This window comes from Niallia sp. Kr1 (assembly GCF_050389805.1).
Lineage (GTDB): Bacteria > Bacillota > Bacilli > Bacillales > Cytobacillaceae > Bacillus_BD.
Map to the genome: position 1 here is coordinate 3,880,335 of NZ_CP130945.1, position 25,721 is coordinate 3,906,055.

Annotated in this window: 26 protein-coding genes; 8 read left to right on the forward strand and 18 right to left on the reverse strand. The window is 37.1% G+C overall.

What is annotated here, in order from left to right; all coding sequences use genetic code 11:
- Nucleotides 1-151 precede the first annotated feature (151 nt).
- The 4 genes from yhbY to Q5760_RS19105 form a co-directional block, all read right to left on the reverse strand.
- Nucleotides 152-442 (reverse strand): ribosome assembly RNA-binding protein YhbY, encoded by a 291-nt coding sequence (gene yhbY, locus Q5760_RS19090; RefSeq protein WP_428909196.1) that lies wholly within the window; start codon nt 440-442, stop codon nt 152-154.
- A complete protein-coding gene (aroE, locus tag Q5760_RS19095) occupies nt 436-1,275 on the reverse strand; it encodes a shikimate dehydrogenase (protein WP_428912635.1) in 840 nt (279 codons plus the stop codon). Before aroE ends, yhbY begins: the two co-directional genes overlap by 7 nt.
- Nucleotides 1,276-1,418: 143 nt before the next feature.
- Nucleotides 1,419-2,522, reverse strand: coding sequence for a ribosome biogenesis GTPase YqeH (gene yqeH / locus Q5760_RS19100; RefSeq protein ID WP_428909197.1), 1,104 nt, complete (start codon nt 2,520-2,522; stop codon nt 1,419-1,421).
- 2 nt (nt 2,523-2,524) lie between these two features.
- Complete coding sequence (locus Q5760_RS19105) at nt 2,525-3,043, reverse strand: YqeG family HAD IIIA-type phosphatase (protein ID WP_428909198.1); 519 nt, start codon at nt 3,041-3,043, stop codon at nt 2,525-2,527.
- A 726-nt stretch (nt 3,044-3,769) separates the two neighbouring features.
- Here Q5760_RS19105 and Q5760_RS19110 point away from each other — a divergent pair.
- Nucleotides 3,770-3,910, forward strand: coding sequence for a sporulation histidine kinase inhibitor Sda (locus tag Q5760_RS19110; RefSeq protein WP_428909199.1), 141 nt, complete (start codon nt 3,770-3,772; stop codon nt 3,908-3,910).
- 41 nt (nt 3,911-3,951) lie between these two features.
- On the opposite strand, the gene Q5760_RS19115 is transcribed toward Q5760_RS19110, so the two are convergent.
- Nucleotides 3,952-4,755, reverse strand: coding sequence for a phosphatidylserine decarboxylase (locus Q5760_RS19115; RefSeq protein WP_428909200.1), 804 nt, complete (start codon nt 4,753-4,755; stop codon nt 3,952-3,954).
- Between the two features lie 119 nt (nt 4,756-4,874).
- Here Q5760_RS19115 and pssA point away from each other — a divergent pair, with 119 nt between their 5' ends.
- From pssA to Q5760_RS19135, 4 genes are all read left to right on the forward strand, one after another.
- Nucleotides 4,875-5,414: a CDP-diacylglycerol--serine O-phosphatidyltransferase gene (gene pssA / locus Q5760_RS19120; protein WP_428909201.1), complete on the forward strand. Its 540-nt coding sequence runs from the start codon at nt 4,875-4,877 to the stop codon at nt 5,412-5,414.
- Between the two features lie 352 nt (nt 5,415-5,766).
- Nucleotides 5,767-6,489, forward strand: coding sequence for an RNA polymerase sporulation sigma factor SigK (sigK, locus tag Q5760_RS19125; RefSeq protein ID WP_428909202.1), 723 nt, complete (start codon nt 5,767-5,769; stop codon nt 6,487-6,489).
- Nucleotides 6,490-6,555: 66 nt separating this feature from the next.
- Nucleotides 6,556-6,723 carry a hypothetical protein gene (locus Q5760_RS19130; protein WP_428909203.1) on the forward strand — a complete coding sequence of 56 codons (168 nt, stop codon included), beginning with the start codon at nt 6,556-6,558 and terminating at the stop codon, nt 6,721-6,723.
- A gap of 144 nt (nt 6,724-6,867) precedes the next feature.
- Nucleotides 6,868-8,121: an adenosylhomocysteinase gene (locus tag Q5760_RS19135; protein ID WP_428909204.1), complete on the forward strand. Its 1,254-nt coding sequence runs from the start codon at nt 6,868-6,870 to the stop codon at nt 8,119-8,121.
- A gap of 186 nt (nt 8,122-8,307) precedes the next feature.
- On the opposite strand, the gene Q5760_RS19140 is transcribed toward Q5760_RS19135, so the two are convergent.
- Entirely contained in the window at nt 8,308-9,009 is a 702-nt protein-coding gene (locus Q5760_RS19140) for a 5'-methylthioadenosine/adenosylhomocysteine nucleosidase (RefSeq protein WP_428909205.1), read from the reverse strand.
- An 18-nt stretch (nt 9,010-9,027) separates the two neighbouring features.
- Nucleotides 9,028-10,332, reverse strand: coding sequence for an amidohydrolase family protein (locus Q5760_RS19145; protein ID WP_428909206.1), 1,305 nt, complete (start codon nt 10,330-10,332; stop codon nt 9,028-9,030).
- A 138-nt stretch (nt 10,333-10,470) separates the two neighbouring features.
- On the opposite strand from Q5760_RS19145, the gene Q5760_RS19150 reads away from it, so the two are divergent.
- The 3 genes from Q5760_RS19150 to ald all read left to right on the forward strand — a co-directional run bounded on the left by Q5760_RS19150 (nt 10,471) and on the right by ald (nt 13,464).
- The gene (locus Q5760_RS19150; RefSeq protein ID WP_428909207.1) at nt 10,471-10,674 is read left to right on the forward strand and encodes a YrzA family protein; all 204 of its coding nucleotides are present in this window, start codon (nt 10,471-10,473) and stop codon (nt 10,672-10,674) included.
- Between the two features lie 199 nt (nt 10,675-10,873).
- A complete protein-coding gene (locus Q5760_RS19155; protein ID WP_428912636.1) occupies nt 10,874-12,100 on the forward strand; it encodes a PucR family transcriptional regulator in 1,227 nt (408 codons plus the stop codon).
- Between the two features lie 233 nt (nt 12,101-12,333).
- The gene (ald, locus tag Q5760_RS19160) at nt 12,334-13,464 is read left to right on the forward strand and encodes an alanine dehydrogenase (RefSeq protein ID WP_428909208.1); all 1,131 of its coding nucleotides are present in this window, start codon (nt 12,334-12,336) and stop codon (nt 13,462-13,464) included.
- Between the two features lie 89 nt (nt 13,465-13,553).
- Here ald and Q5760_RS19165 read toward each other — a convergent pair whose 3' ends face one another.
- From Q5760_RS19165 to alaS, 11 genes are all read right to left on the reverse strand, one after another.
- Nucleotides 13,554-14,231, reverse strand: coding sequence for a YrrS family protein (locus tag Q5760_RS19165; RefSeq protein ID WP_428909209.1), 678 nt, complete (start codon nt 14,229-14,231; stop codon nt 13,554-13,556).
- A gap of 292 nt (nt 14,232-14,523) precedes the next feature.
- On the reverse strand, nt 14,524-16,293 hold the full coding sequence (locus tag Q5760_RS19170) for a peptidoglycan D,D-transpeptidase FtsI family protein (RefSeq protein ID WP_428909210.1): 1,770 nt from the start codon (nt 16,291-16,293) through the stop codon (nt 14,524-14,526).
- 59 nt (nt 16,294-16,352) lie between these two features.
- Nucleotides 16,353-16,829: a transcription elongation factor GreA gene (gene greA, locus Q5760_RS19175; RefSeq protein ID WP_428909211.1), complete on the reverse strand. Its 477-nt coding sequence runs from the start codon at nt 16,827-16,829 to the stop codon at nt 16,353-16,355.
- A gap of 169 nt (nt 16,830-16,998) precedes the next feature.
- Entirely contained in the window at nt 16,999-18,267 is a 1,269-nt protein-coding gene (locus Q5760_RS19180; protein ID WP_428909212.1) for a peptidase U32 family protein, read from the reverse strand.
- 119 nt (nt 18,268-18,386) lie between these two features.
- The gene (locus Q5760_RS19185) at nt 18,387-19,316 is read right to left on the reverse strand and encodes a peptidase U32 family protein (RefSeq protein ID WP_428909213.1); all 930 of its coding nucleotides are present in this window, start codon (nt 19,314-19,316) and stop codon (nt 18,387-18,389) included.
- A 5-nt stretch (nt 19,317-19,321) separates the two neighbouring features.
- Nucleotides 19,322-19,978 carry an O-methyltransferase gene (locus Q5760_RS19190; protein WP_428912637.1) on the reverse strand — a complete coding sequence of 219 codons (657 nt, stop codon included), beginning with the start codon at nt 19,976-19,978 and terminating at the stop codon, nt 19,322-19,324.
- 175 nt (nt 19,979-20,153) lie between these two features.
- Nucleotides 20,154-21,290 (reverse strand): endolytic transglycosylase MltG, encoded by a 1,137-nt coding sequence (gene mltG, locus Q5760_RS19195; RefSeq protein ID WP_428909214.1) that lies wholly within the window; start codon nt 21,288-21,290, stop codon nt 20,154-20,156.
- 256 nt (nt 21,291-21,546) lie between these two features.
- A complete protein-coding gene (locus tag Q5760_RS19200) occupies nt 21,547-21,831 on the reverse strand; it encodes a DUF1292 domain-containing protein (RefSeq protein ID WP_428909215.1) in 285 nt (94 codons plus the stop codon).
- Between the two features lie 10 nt (nt 21,832-21,841).
- On the reverse strand, nt 21,842-22,261 hold the full coding sequence (gene ruvX, locus Q5760_RS19205; RefSeq protein WP_428909216.1) for a Holliday junction resolvase RuvX: 420 nt from the start codon (nt 22,259-22,261) through the stop codon (nt 21,842-21,844).
- Nucleotides 22,262-22,646: 385 nt separating this feature from the next.
- The gene (locus Q5760_RS19210) at nt 22,647-22,910 is read right to left on the reverse strand and encodes an IreB family regulatory phosphoprotein (protein WP_428909217.1); all 264 of its coding nucleotides are present in this window, start codon (nt 22,908-22,910) and stop codon (nt 22,647-22,649) included.
- A gap of 104 nt (nt 22,911-23,014) precedes the next feature.
- The gene (alaS, locus tag Q5760_RS19215) at nt 23,015-25,648 is read right to left on the reverse strand and encodes an alanine--tRNA ligase (protein WP_428909218.1); all 2,634 of its coding nucleotides are present in this window, start codon (nt 25,646-25,648) and stop codon (nt 23,015-23,017) included.
- Nucleotides 25,649-25,721: the final 73 nt, after the last annotated feature.

Consider the following 25,721-nt stretch of genomic DNA (forward strand, 5'->3'; position numbering starts at 1 on the left):
AAGGAAACACGATGAGCACGAACGTGCGAATCGATGTTGACGCAATCATTGCGGAAGAAGCGGGAAGTTCACTAGGAGCTAGGCGCTGAAGCTAGACATTAGTCTAACTTCTAAAACTTACACTTTTATAAATCTGTAAACCACCGATTCTTTAGGGTAATATTAATTGTTTATTTTCTTGGGATTCCTTATACAAAACAATCGTATTCCCAATAATTTGAACCAGTTCGGCACCTATAGCTTTAGATAACTCTTCGGCTATATCACCTTTATCTTCTTCACAATTTTGTAAAACACTAACTTTGAGTAGTTCACGGGCTTCTAACGCATCATTAATCTGCTTCACCATATTTTCATTAACCCCGCCTTTACCAACTTGAAAGATAGGGTTTAAATGATGTGCTTTTGAACGTAAAAAACGTTTTTGTTTTCCTGTTAACATTTCTTTCCTCCTAATTGTTTAAGACAAACGGACTGCATTCGCTCAATATCAGGGAAAATCCCAGTCCATTTTTCAAATTGAAGCGCCCCTTGATAAGCAAACATTGGGATGCCATTTTGGGTACGTGCCCCTTTTCGTTTTGCTTCACGCATAATTTTCGTTTCTAATGGGCTATAAATAATATCACTAACTAACGCTGTTGGTCTTAAATTTTCTACCGAAATAGGCGAGGATTCAACATCTGGATGCATTCCGATCGACGTTGTTTGAACGATGAGATCATATTTAGCTAATTGTTCCTCTGCTTCCTCTAGATTAAGGACTTGAGAGTTTCTTGGGTATGGACAGTTTTCAACTAAATAGTCAGCCTTTGGAGTGGTTCTATTGGCAATATCAATATTTTTTAATCCTGCTTGAGCCAAGGTAAAATAGATCCCTCTAGCGGCACCGCCCGCACCAATTAACAGTATTTCTTTATCAGCGAATGAAGGAACTTCCTTTTTGATTCCTTCTAAATAGCCGCTTCCATCTGTATTATATCCAACCAATCGACCATTTTCGTTTACGACCGTATTAACAGCCCCAATCGCTTGGGCCAAGGGGTCAATTTCATCCAAAAATGACATAATGCTTTGTTTATGTGGAACTGTTACACTTAAGCCCGATAACCCAATGGCTTTGAATCCTTTCACGGCATCTTCCAAATCATCAGGCTTTACATGAAAAGCCACATACGTTGCATCAATAGAATATAATTCAAATAAGTCATTATGCATGACCGGTGACATTGAATGAGCAACAGGATCTCCAATCACTCCGTATAACTTCTTCATCATTCTTCCCCTCCCAAACGAAATAGCGCCAGCGCCATGATCACCTCCGATAACCATCAGACGAGAAACCTAAGAAAAGCCTTATGACCTTGAAAAGTTAAGCGCTAGAGCTACACATCAATCTCGTTTCTCTACATCTATCTTTAAATTAACGATTTTCTAATCAGTACTGAAACACCTTTTGGTACATATGCTGCTACTTGTGCACCTGGTTCGTTAACGGTAATCCAACCTAGCCCAGAAAAAACGATATCGGTTTTTCCTTCTTTAATGGTGAATGTATGTCTAACTAATTCTGGAAAGGACTCAACGTCTTCCATTCTCGGTGGTGTTAACAATTCCCCAACATGATTCTGATATAAGTCATCTGCCTTATCTAATTTTGTACGATGAATAGTAATCTCATTTGAAAAATAACATGAAAATGAGCGTCGTCCACCTTTTATATAATCAAATCTAGCTAATCCACCAAAAAACAGCGTCTGTTCTTCGTTAAGTTGATAAACTTTTGGTTTGATTTCTTTTTTCGGTGTGATGACCTTCAAATCACGTTTATCGACATAATGAGCCATTTGATGATGATTAATAATTCCAGGGGTATCTACTAGCGCTTTTCCATCTGAAAGTGGAATTTCAATTGTATCTAATGTAGTACCAGGGAAATGTGAGGTTGTAATCACATCTCCTTCCCCCGTTATTTCCTTTAAAATCCGATTAACAAAAGTTGATTTCCCGACATTTGTACAACCTACAATATAGACATCTTTCCCATTTCGATAATGCTCAATGGCTTCTGTCACTTCCTGCATGAAAGAACCCTTTGCCGCACTTACTAAAAACACATCTACCGGTCTTAAACCAAGCTGTTTTGCTTCATGTTTCATCCAATTTATGAGCTTATTTGGCTTAACCGATTTCGGTAAAAGATCTACTTTATTTCCAATTAGGATAACCTTATTATTGCCAGTAAAACGATGCAATCCAGGAAGCCAGCTGCCATTAAAGTCAAAGATATCTACAATCTTAACAATTAACGCATCACTTTTCCCAATTCCATTTAATATCCGCAAGAAATCATCATCAGTTAAACTGACATCTTGGACTTCATTATAATGCTTTAGTCGAAAGCAGCGTTGACAGATAATTTCCTCTTTTTGTAGCGCAGACACAGGCGCATAGCCCAAGTCGTTTGGGTTTTCGGTTTGAATGTGGACTCCACACCCAAAACAAGAATACTGTTCACTCAAATTTATTTATCCTCCCATTGTAACAAGCCTTTTTTTCTAAACCAATTCATAATTCGTCTTTCAACAAGACGATTAAATTTAGTAGCTAGTCCATCGTTTTGAGCAACGGGTACCACTAAAATCGTATGAAAACCACTGCGATTTCCACCTAAAATATCGGTTAAAAGTTGATCCCCGATAACAACGGTTTCTTCTTTTTTTAAGTTCATTCTGGCAGCCGCCTGAATAAAAGCATGTGACAATGGTTTTCTTGCTCTAAAGATAAAAGGGATCTCTACTGGATCTGAAAATGCTTTGACCCTTGCCTCATTATTATTTGATACTATGGTCACTTGTATTTGATTTTGTTGCATCTTTTCAAACCACTTAATAACATTCGGCGTTGCTTCGGGACGATCCCATTCAACTAATGTATTATCAAGGTCTGTAATAATCCCTTTAATTCCCTTTTCTTTTAAATCCTCTGGTTTTATATCTAAAATACTTTTAACATGTTGATCTGGTAGAAAATTCTTTAACAAACTGTGCACCCCATTCGAAAAGCGTAAGCGCCTCGTCCAACTCCGTATGGACTGACTAGCACAGGATGTGCTGACATCGACGTTCGCCACAGGTCGTGGCGGTTTCTAGTCGATGTTCCCCTCCCACTGAGATAAACGAAACACGATGAGTACGTTAGTACGATCGTTGTTGACGCAATCGTTGCGGAAGAAACGGGAAATCCACTTGGAGTTAGGCGCTGGAGCTAGACATCAATCTAACTTCAAAAATTACCTTAATTTTTTAATAAAAAACTCTTTCTCGTAACCCGACAAATTTTGATCTTTTCCACTTTTTATCATCATACCCAATTTAAGCCATTAGTTCAAAAAATTATAACATGAATAATGATGACAGTCCTTATCCTTATGCCTTTTTTCTATCATTTCGAAACAACCTTTGTCCTATTTTCCGCAAAAACCGTTCGACAACTTTCTGCAATATTTTTTCTGTGGATAACTTTATACACAAAACTAACAGCTAATCTATTACCTTTATTTTATTTATAAACAACTTAGTAACAAGTTATCCACCGATCTCTGTGGATAAGAGAACGATTGTTCTAAGCGTTAAATTCTGTTAAAGTTAAGTTACAAGTTAATCAACAACAAACCTATTAACATATGCAGATAAAAAAGGATATAGAACTCCTTTAATAAAAAAAGGACAAACCATAGCGACATATTCTGACGGAGGTGAATTCTGACGTGTACAAACTATCTGATGAACTACTCATTGAGTCCTATCATAAAGCAATTAAATTAAATCTTAGCCCTGATTTTATTCGTTTAATCGAAGCAGAAATTCACCGAAGATCTCTCACCCATAAAATCAAAGCATCTTCATAAATAATAACCATCCCCTCACAAGAGGGGGTTTCTTTTTTGTCTCAATAGGTCATTTCTTTTAAGCCTGAATGAGTATAACCGATACACTCACCGACTTTAATTTGTCTCGGAACTGTTAAAGTAGATTCTTGGATAAAAGTCCCTGCTTGGAAAAGCAAGACAACTGAAGATCCAAAGGAAAAATAAGCCATTTCACTGCCTTTATTTAACTTGTTTGCATTTGTTAATGTTTCAATTGAATTAATATACATAGCCCCTACCTTAACAATTGCGACGGTTCCCTCTTCGTGCTCCACCTCTGTAATCATCCGATAATTTTTCGCAAGCGGTCTTTTTCCATATTTTAAACCAAAGGAATTAACAGGGTATGATTTTGTCCCAATCGTCCATTGATTAGAGATTTCTCCTGAAACTGGGCTATGAATACGATGATAATGACTTGGACTCAAATAAAAAATCATATAAGTGCCATCTACATATTTTTCGACTTTTTCATCTCCCCCAAGCATTTCCGAAATCGAATAGTTTTTACCTTTCACAATTACACAATGGTTAGACTGAACCTTCCCATATTCTTGAAGAATGGCGTCAACAGGACTCACGACAGAGAATGGTTTTTGATCAATGGAACGGGCTTCTTTTTTTAATCTCCTAGTAAAAAATTCATGAATGGTTTGATATTCCTTCATTGATTTTTCCATTTCATCTATATTAATTTGATAGATTTTAGAATAGAGAGGAATCAAACCCTTGCTCATTTTTGATCTGGCAAATCCTGCGAGAATACGTGATATACTCTTCCTATTTAATACGTTAATTAAGAGTCTATATATTGTTTGAACCATTGTTTTCCCCCCAAAAAAAGCCCATTTGTCCCTTTACTATCAGGCATAAAAACTTTAAAATTATATATTATTATATAGTATACTTAAGGAGTTATTCCCTTTCCACAAGGAGTGAGGAGATGTTTTTGTCAGGTGTTTTAGATACTACCATCAAAAAAATAAAAGCCCAATGTGCGAATGCATTAACACTTGCGAATTTAACTTTAGGCGGTTTTGCGATCATTAACAGTATCAATGGGGATTTAAATTTAAGTTTATTGTTAATCTTTATCGCGGCCCTTTTAGACCGTTTTGATGGCATGACAGCAAGAAAATTAAATATTGAATCAGAACTTGGTGAGCAATTAGATTCCATGAGTGATATTATATCATTTGGAGTCGCCCCTGCGCTTCTAATTTATCAGGGAATTTTATCTGAATTTGGAGCCCCTGGTGCATTTTTTACCGTTTTTTACATTGCTTGTGGAGCTTTTCGATTGGCGCGTTTTAATATTTCAAATACAAAAGGCTACTTCACTGGTCTGCCAATTACCGCTGCTGGCTGCATCATGACACTTAGTTTTTTAGCCATTCCATTGTTACCTCCACCCATTTTCCTTTTTCTCAATATCATTCTTTCTTTTCTTATGATCAGTACTTTCCGGTTGAAAAAAGTTTAAATAGCACTATGAAATCAAGCCATTTACAGAGAATGGCTTGATTTTTTAGCTACCGTTAACATGCTTTATGATTACCGCCCCACATAATTCTAATTTTTATACAGATGAAGCCAGATGGGGATCAACTGCCTTGAAGGCCCTAAAAATGAACACAAACAAAAGATAGCTCTATCAACATAAGTGTGACCAGCATAAAACCTAACCATCAGTAGGAATAAAATAACTCCTCACAGGTGAGAGTTTTCACTTTATCAAAATAATTTCAATTTGGACAGACAAAATTTGCTCTCTTCATTCATAGACATTAGTTAAACATCTTTTAGTTAGTAAAATGACTAGCGGAGGTGGCGTCATGTCTGGAATTATTACTGCACTGGGCTTTTTGGTCAAAGAAATTGTTTTTCTTGTTTCTTATGTTAAGAACAACGCCTTTCCCCAACCACTATCTGCTTCCGATGAACGTAAATATTTACAATTGATGGCAGAGGGTAATTCTCACGCTCGGAATATGTTAATTGAACATAATTTACGACTTGTCGCACATATCGTAAAAAAATTCGAAAATACCGGTGAGGATGCGGAAGACTTAATTTCAATAGGGACAATTGGATTAATTAAAGCAATTGAAAGTTATTCCGATGGAAAAGGGACAAAACTGGCAACCTATGCAGCAAGATGTATTGAAAATGAAATTCTTATGCACTTAAGAGCCTTGAAAAAAACGAAGAAAGATGTTTCCCTCCATGACCCCATTGGTCAAGATAAGGAAGGGAATGAAATTTCACTAATCGATGTGTTAAAATCCGAATCAGAAGATGTATTTGATACCATTCAATTAAATATGGAGCTTGAAAAAGTAAAAGAATATATTGATGTTTTAGATGAGCGTGAAAAAGAAGTCATTATTGGGAGATTTGGACTCGATCTAAAAAAGGAAAAAACACAACGTGAAATCGCCAAAGAACTTGGTATATCTAGAAGCTACGTATCTAGAATTGAAAAAAGAGCTTTAATGAAGATGTTTCATGAATTTTATCGTGAAGAAAAGGAAAAACGAAAAAATTTAGAATCATAGAAACACAGCCATTTTCGAAACAACCTTCAGTCATACTTTGATTGTTGGTTGTTTTTGATTTTGCCCGTGTTAAAGGTTAGTCTTGATTTCCAACTACTGTTGATTGGAGTGGAAGTCACACCGACTCCTGCAGGAAAAACGAAACAGGAAAGAACCGTAGACATAAAGCGTCATGGTGGATTAGGTGTAACTAAAATGGAAAGCAATGTGCCTGAAACAGAAAAACACAACTAATTTTAACAAAGCCTTATGATTAAATTGCTTAATCCTGTTAGTATAATTAGACAACATGGAAAAGATAACTTACAATACACATGGTTATAAAATTTAGGAAAACCTATAAATGAACTTCATTGTAACAATCATAGGAGGAACAAGATGGAAAATAAAAGTATTGTAAAAGATTTATCCTTGGCACCAGGCGGTCATTTAAAAATTGATTGGGTTAAAAGTCACATGCCTGTGTTAAACAGTGTTGAAAATACTTTCAAGGAAAAACAACCTTTTAAAGGGTTAAATGTTACAATTTGCCTTCACTTAGAAGCAAAAACGGCTTACTTAGCAAAAGTGGTTCAATCCGGTGGAGCCAATGTGACGATCTGTGGGAGTAACCCCCTTTCCACACAGGATGACGTGGCAGCTGCATTAGTTGAGGATGGATTAACTGTATATGCTAAACACAATCCGAGTAAAGAAGAATATCAAGATTTTCTAATTAAATCCGTAGAATCCAAGCCAGATTTAATTATTGATGACGGCGGGGAATTAGTAACACTTCTGCATTCTGAAAGACCAGACCTTCGAGTGAATGTTCGAGGCGGCTGTGAAGAAACTACAACAGGTGTTATTCGTGACCGTGCTCTTGAAAACACAGGAAATTTAGCTTTTTCAATGGTCGCTGTTAATGATGCGCAATGTAAATATTTATTTGATAATCGTTATGGTACAGGCCAATCTGTGTTTGACGGAATTATGCGCACAACGAATTTAATAATTGCCGGAAAAACAGTGGTTGTCGTTGGTTACGGCTGGTGCGGGAAAGGTGTTGCCATGAGAGCAAAAGGACTTGGTGCAAAAGTTGTTGTAACAGAAGTTGACAGCATCAAAGCGATCGAGGCCCATATGGACGGTTTCACTGTACTCCCAATGATGGAAGCAGCCAAATTCGGTGACTTCTTTATTACCGTAACTAGTAACTACGAGGTAATTCGCAAAGAACATATGGAAGTGATGAAGGACGGGGCTATCCTTTCAAATGCGGGACATTTCGATGTTGAAGTCAGCAAACCTGGTTTAGACGCCATTTCTACTTCCAAACGAACAGTGAGAGCCAATATTGAAGAATACACAACAACGGATGGAAGAAAATTATATTTACTAGCAGAAGGTAGGCTCGTTAACTTAGGTGCTGCAGACGGTCATCCTGCCGAGATTATGGACATGACGTTTGCCCTTCAAGCTCTTTCTCTTGAATACATCAATGATCATTACCAAGAACTAAAACCTCAAATATTAAATGTTCCACGTTCAGTTGATGAAAAAGTAGCCCAAATCAAGCTACAAAGTGAAGAGATTGTTATTGATACCTTAACGGAAGAACAAACGAAATATCTTAGCAGCTGGGAAGTTTAATTATACGAAAAGCGCAAGCGCCTTGCTCACCCCCGACCCTAGTCCTTAGGAGCCGACACACTAGACAAGCTTGTGACCTCGAGGGGGATGGCTGCTTGCGCTAGACTTCAATTTAACTTTGAGACATATGCTTGCTTATCTAGTAAGAAAACAGCTCCAACTAAAGTAGTTGGAGCTGTTTTCCTTTTATTGATGCCAATTTTTTAACATGCCATCAACAATTTTATAAGAATGTAAGGACGCTTTATCGGTAAATTCTAAGAAATTAACCTTGGCTGAACCATCTGCTTGATCGGAAATGGAACGTATAATCACATATGGAATCGCAAACATGGTACATACTTGTGCAACAGCTGCACCTTCCATTTCAACACAAGCCCCTGATAATTCTTGATAAAGCTGGTTTACCTTTTCACGATTTGCAATAAATTGATCTCCCGAAAGAATTCTCCCTGACATCACCTTTTGTTTAGCCAGAACCTCCTCACTCACGGTTAAAGCTAAGTCTTGCAAGAAAGAATCGGCTGGAAATAGGTAGTCTTTGCTATATGGAATTTGTCCTAACTGAAACCCTAAGGAAGTTGCATCCATATCATGATGCATGGCTTCAGTTGACACGACAATATCCCCTATCCGAAGATCCGGATGCAAAGCCCCTGCCACTCCAGTAAAAATAACATGGGTCGTTGCAAAGTGCTCAATCAAAATTTGTGTACAAACACTAGCGTTTACTTTCCCTACCCCACATTTACAAATGACGGTCGAAAAACCATTCATCGTTCCTTTATAAAAGGTGATTCCTGCTTTCACTTCCTCAGAGATTACCTCCATACGATTGCGATAATGCAAGATTTCGGCTTCCATTGCGCCTATTATCCCTATATTCATCTATTACCTCCGAAACCTTTATTCATTAAGTAATAACTTCATTACACGATTCACTTCATAATAAACTCTTTCTTCATCTATCGTTAACAATTGTCTATCTTTCATAATCGGCTTTCCTTGCACATACACGTCTTTTACGTCCCTACCAGAGCCTGAATAGACGAGATGGGAGATTGGATTATGACTAGACGGTTGGTAAAATGGTGAATTTGTATCGATTACAATAAAATCCGCTTCTTTTCCAACTTCTAAGCTTCCCACTTTATCTTCTAACCAAAGGGCTTGAGCACCGTATTTGGTTGCCATTTGTAATGCCGTTTCTGCATGAATTAAAGTGGCATCTAACTCAATACCTTTATGGAGAATAGCCACCTGCTTTAACTCTTCAAATAAGTCGAGATTATTATTAGAAGCCGAACTATCTGTACCTAATGAAACGGTAATTCCACTATCGAGCATCTTACGAATAGGGGCGATCCCAGAACCCAATTTAAGATTACTAATAATGTTATGGGATACCTTTACATCATGCCTCGCGAGAATGTCAATTTCCTCATCATTTACATGGACGGCATGTGCCACTAATGTTGGGCGATCAAAAACCCCGATTTCTTCTAAATGCTTCACCGGTCTGTTTCCATACTGCTCCACATTTTGCTCAACTTCTTGAATCGTTTCAGACATATGTATATGAATCGGAACATCTAGTTCAATCGATTTATCAACAATTTTAGCGATAAAGTCAGGATCACAAGTATATGGAGCATGCGGGGACATCATCGTTGTGATTCTTCCGTCTGCCTTTCCATTCCAATCCTTGGCAAATCTTGTTGCTTCTTCAAGCTTCAGCTTTTTCTCTTCTTCAGATCCTAAGGCAACGATTCCTCTGCAGAGTTTTCCGCGAATCCCAGTTTGTTCAACCGCTTGAGCGACTTCATCCATATGATCGTACATATCCACAAATGTAGTAGTCCCTGTTCGAATCATTTCCACTAGCGATAAATAGGAGCCCCATTTGGCGATTTCCGGATTAAATTTTGCTTCAATCGGCCAAATTTTCTCTTCTAACCACATCTTTAATGGTAAATCATCTCCATACCCGCGGAGTAACGACATTTGCACATGACCATGAGTATTAATAAGTCCTGGCAAGAGAAGATCTCCATTTAAATTGATTGTTTCATGATATTCATCTTTATCTGTTGGTGTTTCTCCAACATAGGTGATAAGCCCATTTTCAATCACAATGGCCCCATTTTTGAATACTTCACGCTCTTCATTACAGGTAATAATCGTTCCATTATAAAACAAAGTACTTGTCATTTTTTTAGATTCTCCTTATCTTACTATTGTTACATAGCTTACTATATTTTTTTATTCAAGGGAAGGAAGTAGACGTTGGGACTTGCGAAAGCCGCTATTTTTTTGCTAAAAAGAAGTAGATAGAAAGGATGGATGACAATGGATTTTCAGCTAGACATGATTAAGGATAAGGTTGAGTTTTTTGAGGCGACCGACATTAAAACATTAGAGAAGAAAATCAATGAACAGATTGAAAATAACAAAGCATTACTTCTCCGAATTCACTCCATTTCACACCAGATGCATGTAGATGAACACGGAAGAACCTATTATTCTGCAGTTGTTCATTTCAGAGCAAACTAAATCACAGGAGGAGCATCTATAAGGTGCTCCTTTTATGATTTACATATACCATTAAGGCTCCACACACAAATCACTTTAATGTCAATCAAGGATTTTTTGTGAAAACAAATGAATATATCCTCATTTTTTGTTACTTTTGACGAAAAGATATTCTATAATTAAACTAGTAGGGGATCTATTTTTTTGAAAGGTTGATTTGATGGTATTTAAAAACCTATTTCATACCAATATAAGTAATTTAGAGGAATTAGCCGACGTAATTAGTCAATTATTACATTGTCCAGTTACCATTGAAGACGCTAATCACAAACTTTTATCTTACAGTACCCACCACGGTGTTACAGACCCAGCCAGAACATCAACAATTATTGAAAGACGTGTTCCTGAAAAAGTAATTAATCGACTATGGAAAGATGGTACCATCCCACATCTTCTCTCTCATACAGAGCCGCTTTATATTCCTACGATTGATGATGTAGGATTAGGTAATCGAATGGCCATTTCTATTTGGCACAATAATGAAGTACTAGGTTTTATTTGGGCTCTAGAAATGAACAAAGCATTTGGACAAGAAGATAAAGAAATACTACAACAGGCTGCCATAGAAGCTAAAAATATCTTTTTAAAAAATAAAATAAAAAATAGCAAAAAAGAAGAACATGTTCAAGAGTTTTTCTGGAAAATCCTAACCAAACATTTTCATTCAAAAAAAGTAATTCAGGAAAAATTTCAAGAGTTAAAATTATCCATTCCTACTATTTACAGTATTACGATTTTTCAATTCAATGAAGATATTACTGACAAAACCGAAAAAAATATTAATTATTTATTGAATACGATTCAATTTCCAAAAGTGATTATGTATACTGTGGATCAAAATAAACTGTTATGCCTTACTTCTCTTGAGGATAGCAAATCATCCATTGATCTGTTAAATAAATTTTGCCACAGTTTCATCACGAATATGCATGAACGCTACGGTGTAAAACCGATTGTTCAAGCCATAAGTGGGATTCATCGTGATTTATTAGAAATGGAACAAGCCTATAAAGAAGCGTTACTTGTTTTATCGATGAAAGAAAAATTCCCTTCTGATGCTGGTCATATTAATAGCTATCAAAATCTTGGTTATTATCGTTATTTAGATGAGTTAATAAAAGCAAATAAAGAAAATCACTACGAAAACCATGTCTTACAAAAACTACATGAATACGATGTAAAATATAATAATGATTTAGTCCAAACGCTCGAGGTGTATTTAAACAAGGACAGCAATGTCATTTGTGCAGCAAAAGAATTAAATATTCATCCGAATACCCTTAGCTACCGATTGAAGAGAATTTCGGAAATAGGTGAAGTAGATTTAAAAGATATCACCCAAAAGGTTACCTTATTTTTGGATCTAAAATTAAGGAAGTTTACCTGAGAAAAGACGATGAAAATATTCTTCCCTTTTTCATAAAAGATTTCATACAGTAAATACTAAAGACGAACTTTTACTTTAACACCACGATATAAATTGTGCAGCACTAAACAATTTTGTGAAAACACACAAAAAGAAGCATTCACTTTCTTTGTTCCAAACAAAGAAAAAATCTATAGATTGGATTATGATTAATTCAGAAACAAAATATAATTGCAATGAAGGAGGACATAAAGATGATTATTGGTGTACCTAAAGAGATTAAAAACAACGAGAATCGTGTTGCCTTAACTCCTGCTGGGGTCGTATCATATGTTCAAGCTGGTCACAAGGTGATTGTAGAAACTGGGGCTGGAATTGGAAGCGCTTTTACAGATGAAGAATATGTAAGCGCTGGTGCAGAAATGATTGAAGATGCAGCTGATGTTTGGGCACAAGCTGATATGATCATGAAAGTTAAAGAACCTCTTGAAAGCGAATACAAATATTTCCGTCAAGGATTAATCCTATTCACATATTTACATTTAGCAGCTGAACCTGCATTAACGAAAGCTTTAGTTGAAAAAGGCGTTTTCGGTGTAGCTTATGAAACAGTCCAAGTTGGACGTGCCTTACCATTACTTGCTCCAATGAGTGAAGTGGCTGGACGTATGGCTACTCAAGTAGGTGCACACTATTTACAGAAAACATATGGCGGTAAAGGGATCCTCCTAGGAGGGGTACCAGGAGTTGAACGCGCTAAAGTAACGATTGTTGGTGGCGGTAACGTTGGTACGAACGCAGCTAAAATGGCTATCGGTCTTGGTGCAGATGTAACCATCCTTGATATTAGTGCGGACCGTCTTCGTCAATTAGATGATATCTTTGGATTCCAAATCAAAACTTTAATGTCTAATCCTTATAATCTTGCAAAATGTGTTGCTGAATCAGACTTAGTAGTTGGTGCTGTTTTAATTCCTGGAGCTAAAGCCCCTAAACTAGTTACTGAGGAAATGATAAAAACAATGAAACCAGGCTCTGTTATCGTTGACCCTGCTATCGACCAAGGTGGATCTGTAGAAACATCTGTTGCAACAACTCATGATAACCCAACATTTATGAAACATGATGTTGTACACTATTGTGTTGCTAACATGCCTGGTGCGGTTGCAAGAACTTCAACAATGGCTTTAACCAATGTAACAGTACCTTATGGAGTACAAATTGCGAATAAAGGTCTTGCTAAAGCAATTGCAGAAAATCCAGCTTTAAAACTTGGTTTGAACACTGCTAATGGCGAAGTCACTTATGAATCAGTTGCAAGAGACCTTGGATATGAATATGTTCCAGTTGATAAAGCATTAGAAAAAGAATTAACTACTCTGTAATTTCATATTTAAAACCCTCAAGACTTTCTTCTTGAGGGTTTTCATTTTTCCATAGGAATCGGAGCAACGGGCTTCCGTTTTATGATTATTTAATTGGCCATTTCTTCAACGAGTACCGGCTTCCAGCCTTGACCCTCTGCCCATTCAATATAGACACGATATTTTGTATTGGTTTCTTTAATGAGAATGGTTGCAGCCGACTTTCTAGGTCCATTGTTTTCGAGTTTAATGAGTGTATCCTTACTTTGATCAAACCCTGTTGCGTTTGAAATCGCTTGGATTTGTTCATTCCAGTCTACACCATTTTTTTTATAATCCTGTGCTGGTTCTACTTGCGAAGATTCTACTGGTTCCCATGCTGGATTCTTAATCGTTTTCTTCACATTGGGATTACTTCCACCCTCGATTACCTGTTCTTCATCTAGTGCGCCAGCTTCATCTGCTTCATTCGCTTCATTATCTTCATTTAAGTCCTCATTCTGATCAACAGTTTGTTCTTCTTCATCATCTCTATTTGCCGACTCTTTGCTTTGGTCTTTTTCTTTTTGCTCTTCTTGCTCAGATTTCTCAACCGTTCCAGCTACAGTCTGTTCAGGCGAATTATTGGCTACAGTCTTATCGTCTTTTCCAAAAATATTAACCGATACAATGACAATTAATAATAAAACAATTACGATTAAGGAATTTAAGATTACATTTGTTTTTCTTCTTTTTGCTCTTAGTTCAGATCTTGATGAGTCTGTTAAATGATCTCTGTCTTTTTTCAAGATTTATTCTCCTCTCTTAAAAAGAAAGTATCGTATTTTATCTTTATATACACTAGCTTTAGCGTCAGGCTCTGTTAGAATTGGTTGTTGATTTCCGTTTCAGACCCTCACCTGTCCGTCAGATACTCCTGCCCCATTTTGACCCAACATGTCTCAAGGTGGCATACTTGTCTCGCTTCTCCCCTGCCTTCCACTACAATCAACCGTTGTCCAAAATTAATATTAACCTTGCACACAGCCAAATCGTAAAAAATATACCATATCTTTAAACGGATGAAAAGGTACAAAGGTTTCACTGAGTGTGTTTTTGATCAAACTTATAAATCGATTGAACAAGTTCAGAATAGATAGGACTTATCGCCCCTTCGTTATCCTTAACATCTAAATTAACGACAACTAAGGCATATTTAGGGTTCTTATAAGGGAAATATCCAGCAAACCATTTATTATAAAGTTGTTGATCTTCATGAAACTTCCCTGTTTCACCTGTTCCTGATTTCCCCGCAACTTCATATGGAAGACTTTGATACCATTTCCCAGTACCTTCCTCATGTGTAACGACTTCTCTTAGTAATTGTTGAAGTTTGGCTGCTGATTGTGGTGAGATCGTATCCCCTTCTAGTCTTTTTTCTTTAAATGTTGTTAAGGAAGAACCATTCTTATACTCTATAGAAGATGCAAATCTTACCATCTCCTTTTGTCCACCTCTGGCAATCGTAGCCATCATATTCGCAACAGAAAGCGGAGTCCCGCGAACCTCGTGTTGTCCAATACCTGATAATGCAATAAAATTCCTATCTTTCTTGGCTTCCTCTGTTAAAAATACACGGCCTTTATCCTCCTCAGGCACTTGCTTAAAGTTTTTATAATGATAGATATCACCTTGCCACCCAGATGGACCTGTAAAGGCTAATTTTTCGGCATACTCCTCTAGCATATTCGTATCAATCGCTTGTAATTCCTTTGCTAGCGTAGCAAACGTATTATTACAACTTCTAGCAAAACTTTCAGTAAAGTTAAGATTTCCATAATCATGAGCCTCGTCGCGATCACCATTTATTTTAATGCTACAATTAAACAATCGACTGGAATCAACTAATCCATTCTCAATAGCAGCTGCTGCCACAACCGTTTTAAAAACGGATCCTGTAATCTGTTCATTTAGCATTAAATTATCAATATGACCATTCTGATCATGATAAGGGTCTTTATGATTAATTTTCGGACGTGAAACCATCGATAAAACTGAATTGGTTTCAATATCGAGTAACACAAGTCCACCTTTTTTTACCCCATGTTTATCTAGAATATCTTCAGACATTCTTTGTAATTCAGTATCAACGGTTGTTCGAATATTGATTGGGTAAAAAGGATTGCCAGGTTCCACATATTTAACATTAACCCCAAATAAAGGTCCACCACTAGCATCAACATGAAAAACTAATTTAGCCTCACCCTCTGGTAATATAAATTCGTCAAAACTTCTTTCTAATCCTGTAATGCCAATGGATGTTTTTGGAGAAATCTTTCGATCTGGGTAGCGACTTTTTAATAATTTCGGATTTTGACCGGTTATCCCGATGAAATGGTCAGCTGGATGGGAAGCCAATTCAAACTTTTTTTGAACAGCAAAAACTCCAGGTATTTGTAATTGGTTAATTTCATCCATTTGTTTTTTGGTCAGTGACATAGGTTCTGTTGTACCATAGGCAAATGGCTCATCTGCTTTTTCAACGGCATTCTTTAAAGAGATAGGAGAAACATCCATAATATCAGCTACTTTTTGAACATCCCAATTTGTATTTTTCAAAAATGGAAAGAGGATCAATACAGGAATATTTTGATAGGTTAAAGAATTCCCATTTCGGTCAAGAAATCCTCCTCTACCACTATCTATCACGATTTCTTGCGCCCTTTGGGACACACTTGCTTCTAATAAATTAATATCATGCTTTGAAAAGTGTTCGGTTTCAAAAAGTTGAACTTGCATCAATCTTCCAATTAAAAGTAAAAGACAGCAGACAAAAATACTGATCATAAAAATGGCTCTTTTTCTCCACATAAAAATAAACACCTCGTCAAAAGTGTTGACGAGGTGTTTATTTTATAAACTAGAATGGTTTATTTTATTTCAATTATTTTAACATTCATCTCTCCACCTGGAGTTTGAACAGTCACTTCATCTCCAACTTTACGCCCAATTAGGCTTTTCGCAATTGGTGAATCATTAGAAATTTTACCTTCGAACGGGTCAGCCTCTGCACTTCCTACAATGGTATACGTTTCTTCATCACCATCTGGAAGCTCAACAAATGTAACAGAACTACCTAAAGAAACTGCATCATTGCTTAATTCAGCTTCGCTAATTATTTTCGCATTACGAATCATATTTTCAATTGTCGTAATTCGTCCTTCAACAAAGGCTTGTTCATCTTTTGCTGCATCATATTCAGAGTTCTCGGATAAATCCCCGAAACCACGAGCAATTTTAATTCTCTCTACAACTTCTTTACGCTTAACCGTTTTCAAATGTTCTAATTCTTGTTCAAGCTTTTCTTTACCAGCTTGTGTCATAGGATAAACTTTTTCCTGAGCCAAAACATTCACTCCTTCTAGTGTTCACAACCCCCACAAGATTGTGCTATACAAATTAATCAGTGTAATAATATATACATGCGCGTTCTTTCAAGAACGCGCATCGTTATCATAATAATTATTTATGCTATTGTTGCATAAAAATGCTTTTTATGCAATATGGAAAATCGAATTATAACTCTTTTCTCATCATATTATTTGGATAGAGCCTTTGGTTAACCTTAAATTGAACGATCTGTAATGGATGGCGTGCTGCATCCAACTCATTTCCATCTTCGTCCCAAATTTTATCAATCACTACTTTGAAATTCTCAATTTCTGGACCAAAGAATTCTACTTCTTGTCCTGGTTTAAAATGATTTCTTTGCTGCAACGTAACGATTTTTGTATCATCATTATAATCAAGCACTAGTCCAGCAAAGTCATAGCTTGTCTTTTTACCATGATTACCAAACATTTGCTCTAAATGGCCTGGTACACCCTCAAAGAAAGCTGGTGCAGTATCGCGATTGGCACATTTATCTAGTTCATCGAGCCATTCCTGCTTAATCTCAAAATGATCTGGATCTGCACAATACGTATCAATAACTTTACGATATACACTGCATACTGTCGCAATATAATGGATGGATTTCATTCTTCCTTCTACTTTAAGACTATCTATACCTAATTCAATCATTTTAGGAATCGATTGAATTAAATTTAAGTCTTTTGGACTCATGGCAAATGGTGCATCTTCCTCAACAAATAAAGGTGTCTCTCCGCCTTCATTTAATTGATAAAGATCATAGTCCCAGCGGCAAGATTGGCAGCAACCACCACGGTTTGAGTCCCTTGCTGTCATATGATTACTTAAAGTACAACGACCAGAATAAGCAATACACATAGCTCCATGCACAAATGTTTCGATTTCAATATCAACTTTTTCCTTCATTTCACGAATTTCATCGGCACCCGTTTCACGAGCCAATACAACCCGCTCAGCACCTTCTTCTTTCCAGAATTGAACGGTTTGCCAATTGGTAATGGATTGTTGTGTACTGATATGGACTTCAATTTCTGGTGCGACTCTTCTACATGTTTCAATAATTAATGGATCAGCCACAATGATTCCATGAACACCTGCTTCTTTTAAACCAAGCATATATTCTTCTAATCCATCAATATTCTCGTTGTGAGCAAAAATATTCGTTGTTACATAGATCTTTGCCCCATATTTATTAGCAAACTCTACGCCTTCTTTCATTTCCTCGAAAGTAAAATTATCCGCGTTAGAGCGTAAACCATATTCTTGTCCACCAAGAAAAACAGCGTCAGCTCCGTAATGAACCGCAATTATTAATTTTTCAAGGTTCCCAGCTGGTGCTAGTAACTCAGGCTTTTTCACAATTACTCGTTTACCGTTTTCGATCTTTGATATCGGTTCTTTTACGATAGCCATCTTTTTTCTCCTTTCATCTTCCTCTAGTTCGTATATGATCAAATTCGCCCCACCGAATTTGCGCCATAGATATAATATCTGTCGCAAGCTTTCGGTACAAAATTATTTGCAGAAAGAAATTAATAAACGGTTTCTTTAAAGAAGAAACCTGTGTCAAGTGGTCGATTTTCAGGTTGAAGTTCTTCGATTTTTTCCAAAAGTTCACTTTTAAGATCTTCATATGCATCAGGATCATCGCAGCAGACATCTATCGCTTGACGATAAGCTTTCGTTACTTCCAATATATACTCGGGACGATGCAGAATCCCATCAATTTTTAAGGAATCTACTTCTGCTTCGATGAGTTCTCGTAATTCATCGATGACACACATATCATTTGGACTCATAATATGGGTTCCATTCTCATCTTCAAAAATCGGATATTTCGTGCCTCGCTCTTTATCATGTAAGAATAATTGATTTTCTTGAGTGCGCTTCTCAATCTCCATATCCTTCCCTTGATATAAGAAGTAATTACCAAGTAAAGTACGTTTAGATTGAAACATATTGAGCATTCCATGGACTTGAACTTCAATTTCCACCTCTGCATTTTCTTTTATCTCTAGTATGGCATCCAGGTTAATTTCTCGAGCAAGTACCGCTCGTTTTGCTCCTTTTCTGCCCCAATAATTACATGTATACCAATTGGTCCCTGTTGTTTCCGTACTCCAATGTAATTTCATATTTGGTGCTGCTTCTCTTGCTGCAAGCAATACAGCAGGATCACCGAAAGTCACCGCATCAACCCCTACTGATGTTAAAAATTGGAGGTATTGTGGTAATTCAGGTACCTTATCATTATGGAATAATGCATTCATCGCTACATACACCTTTTTTCCGTGCTCATGTGCGATTTCAACTGTTTTTTTTATATCTTCACGGGAGAATTCTCCTGCTAATCGTAACCCAAATCTTTGCTCTCCCACTAATAAAGCATCAGCCCCAGCCTCAATTAGTGGAAGGATGTCATGAATAGAAGTTGGTGTTACAAGTAATTCTGGCTTATTCATCATCTTCACCCCTTTTTACTGATTGCAACCCCATCGCCGACAGGTAATATAACAGTATGGTAGTCAGGGTGACTCATCAGCCACTCATTATACTGTTTTATTTTCTTTACGAGCCCAGCGGTTCTTTTGTGCTCGATATTCTCTTCGGCAACAAGCCCTTTAAATAATACATTATCCGTGATGATCAATCCGTCTTCAGCCAAAAAACGACTATACAGATCAAAAAAACGCTTATACTGACCTTTTGCTGCATCAATAAAGATGACATCAAAGGGTCCATACACCGAAACTTCATTCTCAACTTCGAGTGCATCCCCTTTTAACAGAATAACACGTTCATTCATCGAAAATTCTTCGATATTCTGCTTAGCCAGAAGCGCTCTTTCTTCATCTCTTTCAATCGTAATAATTTGCGAAGTTGGAAGAGCATCAGCCATTCTTAAAGCGGAATAACCTATCGCTGCACCAATCTCAAGAATTCGATTCGGTTTCTTTATACGCATGATTTGTAACATAGCTTCAATACCAGCAGACTCCATAATTGGAATCCCATGATCTTGCGCATATTTTTCCATATTGCTGAAAAACTCTGAGCGGACTGGTATCAAGCTTTCAATATATTGATAAACGGAATCTTTCAAAATTACTCCACATCCCTTTATAACAGAAAAAATAGCGTTTCACAGAGACGAATGGTTAATGAGAGTTAATTAACTACCATTACTTGTCCTCCGTGTTTACGCTACTAATAAGTTTAGATCTAAAATCACTTTTTCTATATTACCATAAATAGATTAGAATTGCCAATTTACAAGATCTAAGATACCAAATAAACCATTATCTACCAGTTATATACTCGGCTTTTTTTTCATTATGTTCCTCAAGTGTTGTTGAGAAATACACTTGACCATCTGGGGAGGCTAAAAAGTACATATATTTTGTTTCCGCTGGTGATAGGGCAGCCTCAATGGAAGAAACTCCTGCATTTGCAATCGGTCCTGGTGTTAGTCCCGGATACTTATACGTATTATAAGGATCGTCTATTTCCAAATCTTTGTAATAAACTTTCTCTTGATGTTTTTCCTTTGCATAGAGAACTGTCGGATCTGTTTGCAAAGGCATGGCTGCATCCAAACGATTATAGAACACACTAGAAATTTGGTCTCGGTCGACCTGCTCTGTTGCTTCTTCTTCAATTAATGAAGCCATCGTTAATAATTCGTGAACAGTCATTTTCTTTTCTTCCAATTGAATTTTATAGTTTTCAATGACCGATTGTGTTTTATCCAGCATTGCTGTGGTCATTTCTTCTATTGAAGGATTTTCTTCAGAAAAAGAATACGTTGCAGGGAACAAATAACCCTCCAATGGATATTTCACACTAGCATCATAAATTTCCTCTGATAACAGATCAGGATATTGCTTCATAAGTGAATCGATAAATTCATGATCATTTAACTTTTCCATCACATCGGTAGCTGTATTATTTGTATTTCCCGCAATAATTTCGGCAATTTCCTTCAGTTGGGTCCCCTCTGGTATCGTTAGTTTAACAGCAGCTTCCTGCATCACTTTACCTGTCTTAAGGCTACTAATAATTTGATCCAACGTCATCGAAGGATTTAGCACATAATCTCCTGCCATAAAACCAGATGACTCATTTTTAAATTTGACATAGTATTTAAACACGTGGGCATCTTTAATAATTCCACTTTCTTCCAAAATTTTGGATATACTGGTCACCCCGGACCCAATTGGAACTTTTACAACAATTTCTTCTTTGCTATTGGGATCGACAGGTTTCAAAGCAGACGAAATATAAAAATAACCACTTATTATAACTACAGCAGCAATGGTAAAAATAGATATTGATATTATGGCAACGATTTTGCGAACAACTTTCGCCTCGTTTTGACGCTCGATTAATTTTTCTTTAAAGATTGCTTTTTTGTCACTCTTCTCTCCAGACTCCATCATTTCCCTCCATACTACAAAATTCTACATATTTCTCGAATCATTATACTATATTTCTATAAAAGCGTAAAAAAAATATCAAGTAGAGATTGTGACATCTACTTGATATTTTAAGAAAAGCGGAAGCGCCTTGCCCATCCCCGACAAGCACAAGACGAGCCGGCATGAAGATTGTACTTTAATCTTCTTGACGGATTGGCTTGTGACCTCGAGGGGATAGGCGCTGGAGCTAGACATATTATTTTTGTTTTTATTTTTATTCTTCTTCATCTTCTTCTGCAAGGAATGTATTGAGCATTTCTTCGATTAAATCCCATTCTTCATCGGTTTCGATTGGCATTAAATTACCATCTTCTCCGTCTTCATTAGGGATAAAAGAAGATGCATGAATTTCAATTTCTTCATCGTCATCCTCTGAACTAATTGGATAATACAATACATAGGACTTACCAAATTCGTCCGAATCGAAGGTGAATAGTACTTCGCATAATTGTTCGTTTCCTTCTTCATCTACAACTGTTATATGTTTTTCATCTTGCATGTTTTCCACCTCATTTATTTTGACTATCTAAATACCCTTGAAGGATCATAGACGCCGCCATTTTATCAATGACTTTTTTTCTTTTTTTTCGGCTCATATCAGCATCAATGAGAACTCTTTCCGCTGCAACGGTTGTCAGTCTTTCATCCCAGAGAATAACCGGAATACCAAATCTTTTTGTCAGTTCTTCTCCATAGAACTGGCTGGCTTCTCCCCGTGGTCCAATGGTACCATTCATATTTTTAGGTAAGCCCACGACAATTTTACTGACATCATATTCCTTAATCAGCGTCCCCATTTCCTCAAAGCCGTATTCTCCTTCAGTTTCATTTATTTGAATCGTTTTTAAGCCCTGTGCCGTCCAACCGAGTTCATCGCTTAAGGCGATCCCCACAGTCTTTGAACCAACATCTAAACCCATAATTCGCATAATAATCCCCTTCTTAAAGCGTAAGCGCCTTGCCCACCCCCGATAAAGAAAACTCTCCGACTGGCAAGCCTTTAGGCGAAGACAGGGGAGTAGTTGCACTTATGCCGGTACGGCCAAGCACAAGACGAGCCGGCATGAAGATCGTTCTTTAATCTTCTTGACGGATTGTATGAAATGTATAGGCGACTGCCCAGGGACGAAGGGCGTAAGACGAGTACTTCTTAAGGCGTTCTTTGCCTTCAGAAGTACTTGGCTTATGACCCTAGTCCCTAGGAGCCGACACTAGACACGCTTGTGACCTCGAGGGGGGTAGGCGCTGGAGCTAGAAACCTTCTTATCCAATAAAGAAGGCACTTTTAGCAAACCAAAAGTGCCTTGCAACGTTCTACATTTTGTGATCTTTTAAATAGGACTTCATTAATTCCTCCATAATTTCATCACGCTCTAATTTTCTAATTAAGTTGCGCGCATCTTTATGCCTAGGAATATAAGCGGGGTCACCAGATAATAAATAACCGACAATTTGATTAATGGGATTATATCCTTTTTCCTGCAATGCATCATATACTTGAAGAAGTACTTCCTTGACATTATGTTCAATCGGTTCCTCAGGGAAATTGAACCTCATCGTTTGATCAAATGAGCTCATCTTCGTACACCTCACTTTTTTGAGGAAAATTAGTAAAGTCCAATTGCTAGTGTGATGTCTATTTTTTCTATTTCAAGTTTATTCTACACTAAAAATTGACAATATCAAACAGATTTCACCAATTCTTTCACATATTCTAATGCAGCATCTAATTGAGCTGGGTCTTTTCCACCTGCCTGCGCCATATCTGGTCTACCACCACCGCCGCCTCCGCAACGCGTGGACACTTCTTTAATCAGTTTTCCGGCGTGATATCCTTTGTCAATCAAGTCTTTTGTAACTCCACCAATTAAATTAACTTTTCCATCAACGACGCTACCAAGTACAATGACTCCTGACCCTATTTTTTGTTTTAAGTCATCTGCCATATTTCGTAGATTATTCATATCTACATTTTGAACCTTTGCTGCTAATACGGAAACTCCATTAACCTCTTCTACTTTTGAAATAAGACTTCCAGCTTCAATATTGCCCAATTTTGCTGCTAGAGATTCATTTTCACGATGTAATTGTTTAATTTCATTCTGTAAACCGTCTATTCGAGCAGGTACATCTTTTACATTAGCTTTTAACTTTGCAGCAGCTTCATTAAGAATGCCAATTTGATGATTCATTAAGCTATAAGCCGCTTCGCCTGTTACGGCTTCAATTCTACGGGTTCCAGCTCCAATCCCACTTTCAGAAACGATTTTAAACAATCCAATAACTGAACTGTTCGGTACATGACAGCCTCCGCATAATTCTAAGCTATAATCCCCAATTTGAACGACACGAACAATATCCCCGTATTTCTCACCGAATAACGCCATAGCACCCATTTCTTTGGCTTCATTGATTCCTTTGTAATCAATCTTAACATCAATACTTCTCCAAATCTGACTATTAACGATTTCTTCAACTCTTTCCAATTCGTCAGCATGAACCTGTCCAAAATGCGAGAAGTCAAAGCGTAAACGATCTGGTTCTACTAAAGAACCTGCTTGATTGACATGAGTTCCGAGAACATCTTTTAAAGCTTGATGAAGTAAATGCGTTGCCGTATGGTTTTTAATAACTTTAGCACGACTCTTTTCATCGATCGTTGCAGTTACAGAAGTCCCAACACTCAATGTTCCTTCTGAAACAAGGGCACGGTGAAGATTTTGACCATTTGGTGCTTTTTGAACATCAAGAATCTCTACTTTTAACCCTTTCGCTGTCAATGTTCCTTTGTCTGCAATTTGACCGCCGCTTTCAGCATAGAATGGTGTTTCATCAAGGATAAATTGGATTTCATCCCCTTGTGCTACATTATCAACCATTTCACCATCTTTAAGAAGAACAACAACATGAGATTGGGTTTGAAGTTGATCATAGCCAACAAAATTACTTTCAACCTGAATATCTCTTAAGACACCGCTTTGAACATGCATGGAGTCTACTTCTTGTCTTGCCGTACGTGCACGATCACGCTGTTTTTCCATTTCTAATTCGAAGCCATCATGATCAATCTTTAAACCTTCTTCTTCGGCATATTCTTCCGTTAATTCAACTGGAAATCCATACGTATCATATAATTTAAACACATCACTTCCCGCGATTGTGCTGTTTCCTTTTTCCTTTTCCTTTTTCATGACGTCAAATAAAATCGTTAGTCCTTCATGTAAAGTTTCATGGAAACGTTCTTCTTCATTCTTAATCACTTTCTGGATAAAATCCGTTTTCTCTTTAACCGTTGGGTAAAAGTCAGCCATAATTTCCCCAACAACAGGAACTAATTCAAACATAAATGGTCGGTTGATATTAATATTCTTTGCATAACGAACCGCTCTTCTTAGCAATCTTCTTAATACATAACCGCGTCCCTCATTGGAAGGCAATGCACCATCCCCAATGGCAAACGCTACGGTTCTAATATGGTCAGCAATGACTTTAAAAGCAACATCATCCTGTTTGTTTTTCCCATATTCTGTATGAGCAATTTCTTCTGTTGCACGAATAATTGGCATAAACAAATCTGTATCAAAGTTAGTGTCTACATTTTGTAATACGGAAGCCAAGCGTTCAAGACCCATACCCGTATCGATGTTTTTATTTGGAAGCGGTGTGTACGTTCCATCTGGATTATGATTAAATTCAGAGAAAACGAGATTCCATACTTCTAAGTACCGTTCATTTTCTCCACCTGGATAAAGCTCTGGATCTGACGGATCATTTCCTAGTTCAGGTCCACGGTCATAGAAAATTTCGGAGTTCGGACCACTTGGACCTTCCCCGATATCCCAAAAGTTCCCTTCTAGACGAATAATTCTTTCTTCTGGAATACCTACTTTGTTTTTCCATATTGAAAATGCCTCTTCATCTTCTGGATGAATCGTAACAGATAGCTTTTCTGGATGGAATCCAATCCATTTTTCATCTGTTAAAAACTCCCAAGCCCAAAGGATCGCTTCTTCTTTAAAATAATCACCAATGGAAAAATTCCCAAGCATTTCAAAGAATGTGTGGTGTCTTGCCGTTTTACCAACATTTTCAATATCATTGGTTCTGATTGATTTCTGTGCATTTGTGATTCTTGGATTTTCTGGAACCACCCGTCCATCAAAATATTTCTTGAGCGTTGCAACTCCACTATTAATCCATAATAATGACGGATCATCATGTGGAACAAGAGGAGCACTTGGTTCAATGGAATGTCCTTTTTCCTTAAAAAAGTCTAAAAACATACGACGAATTTCAGAACCCGTTAGATTCTTCATTTATAAAACCTCCTAATTTATATAAAGATTCATTTTTTTGCACAAAAAAGCCCCTCTTCCCCAGACAGGGACG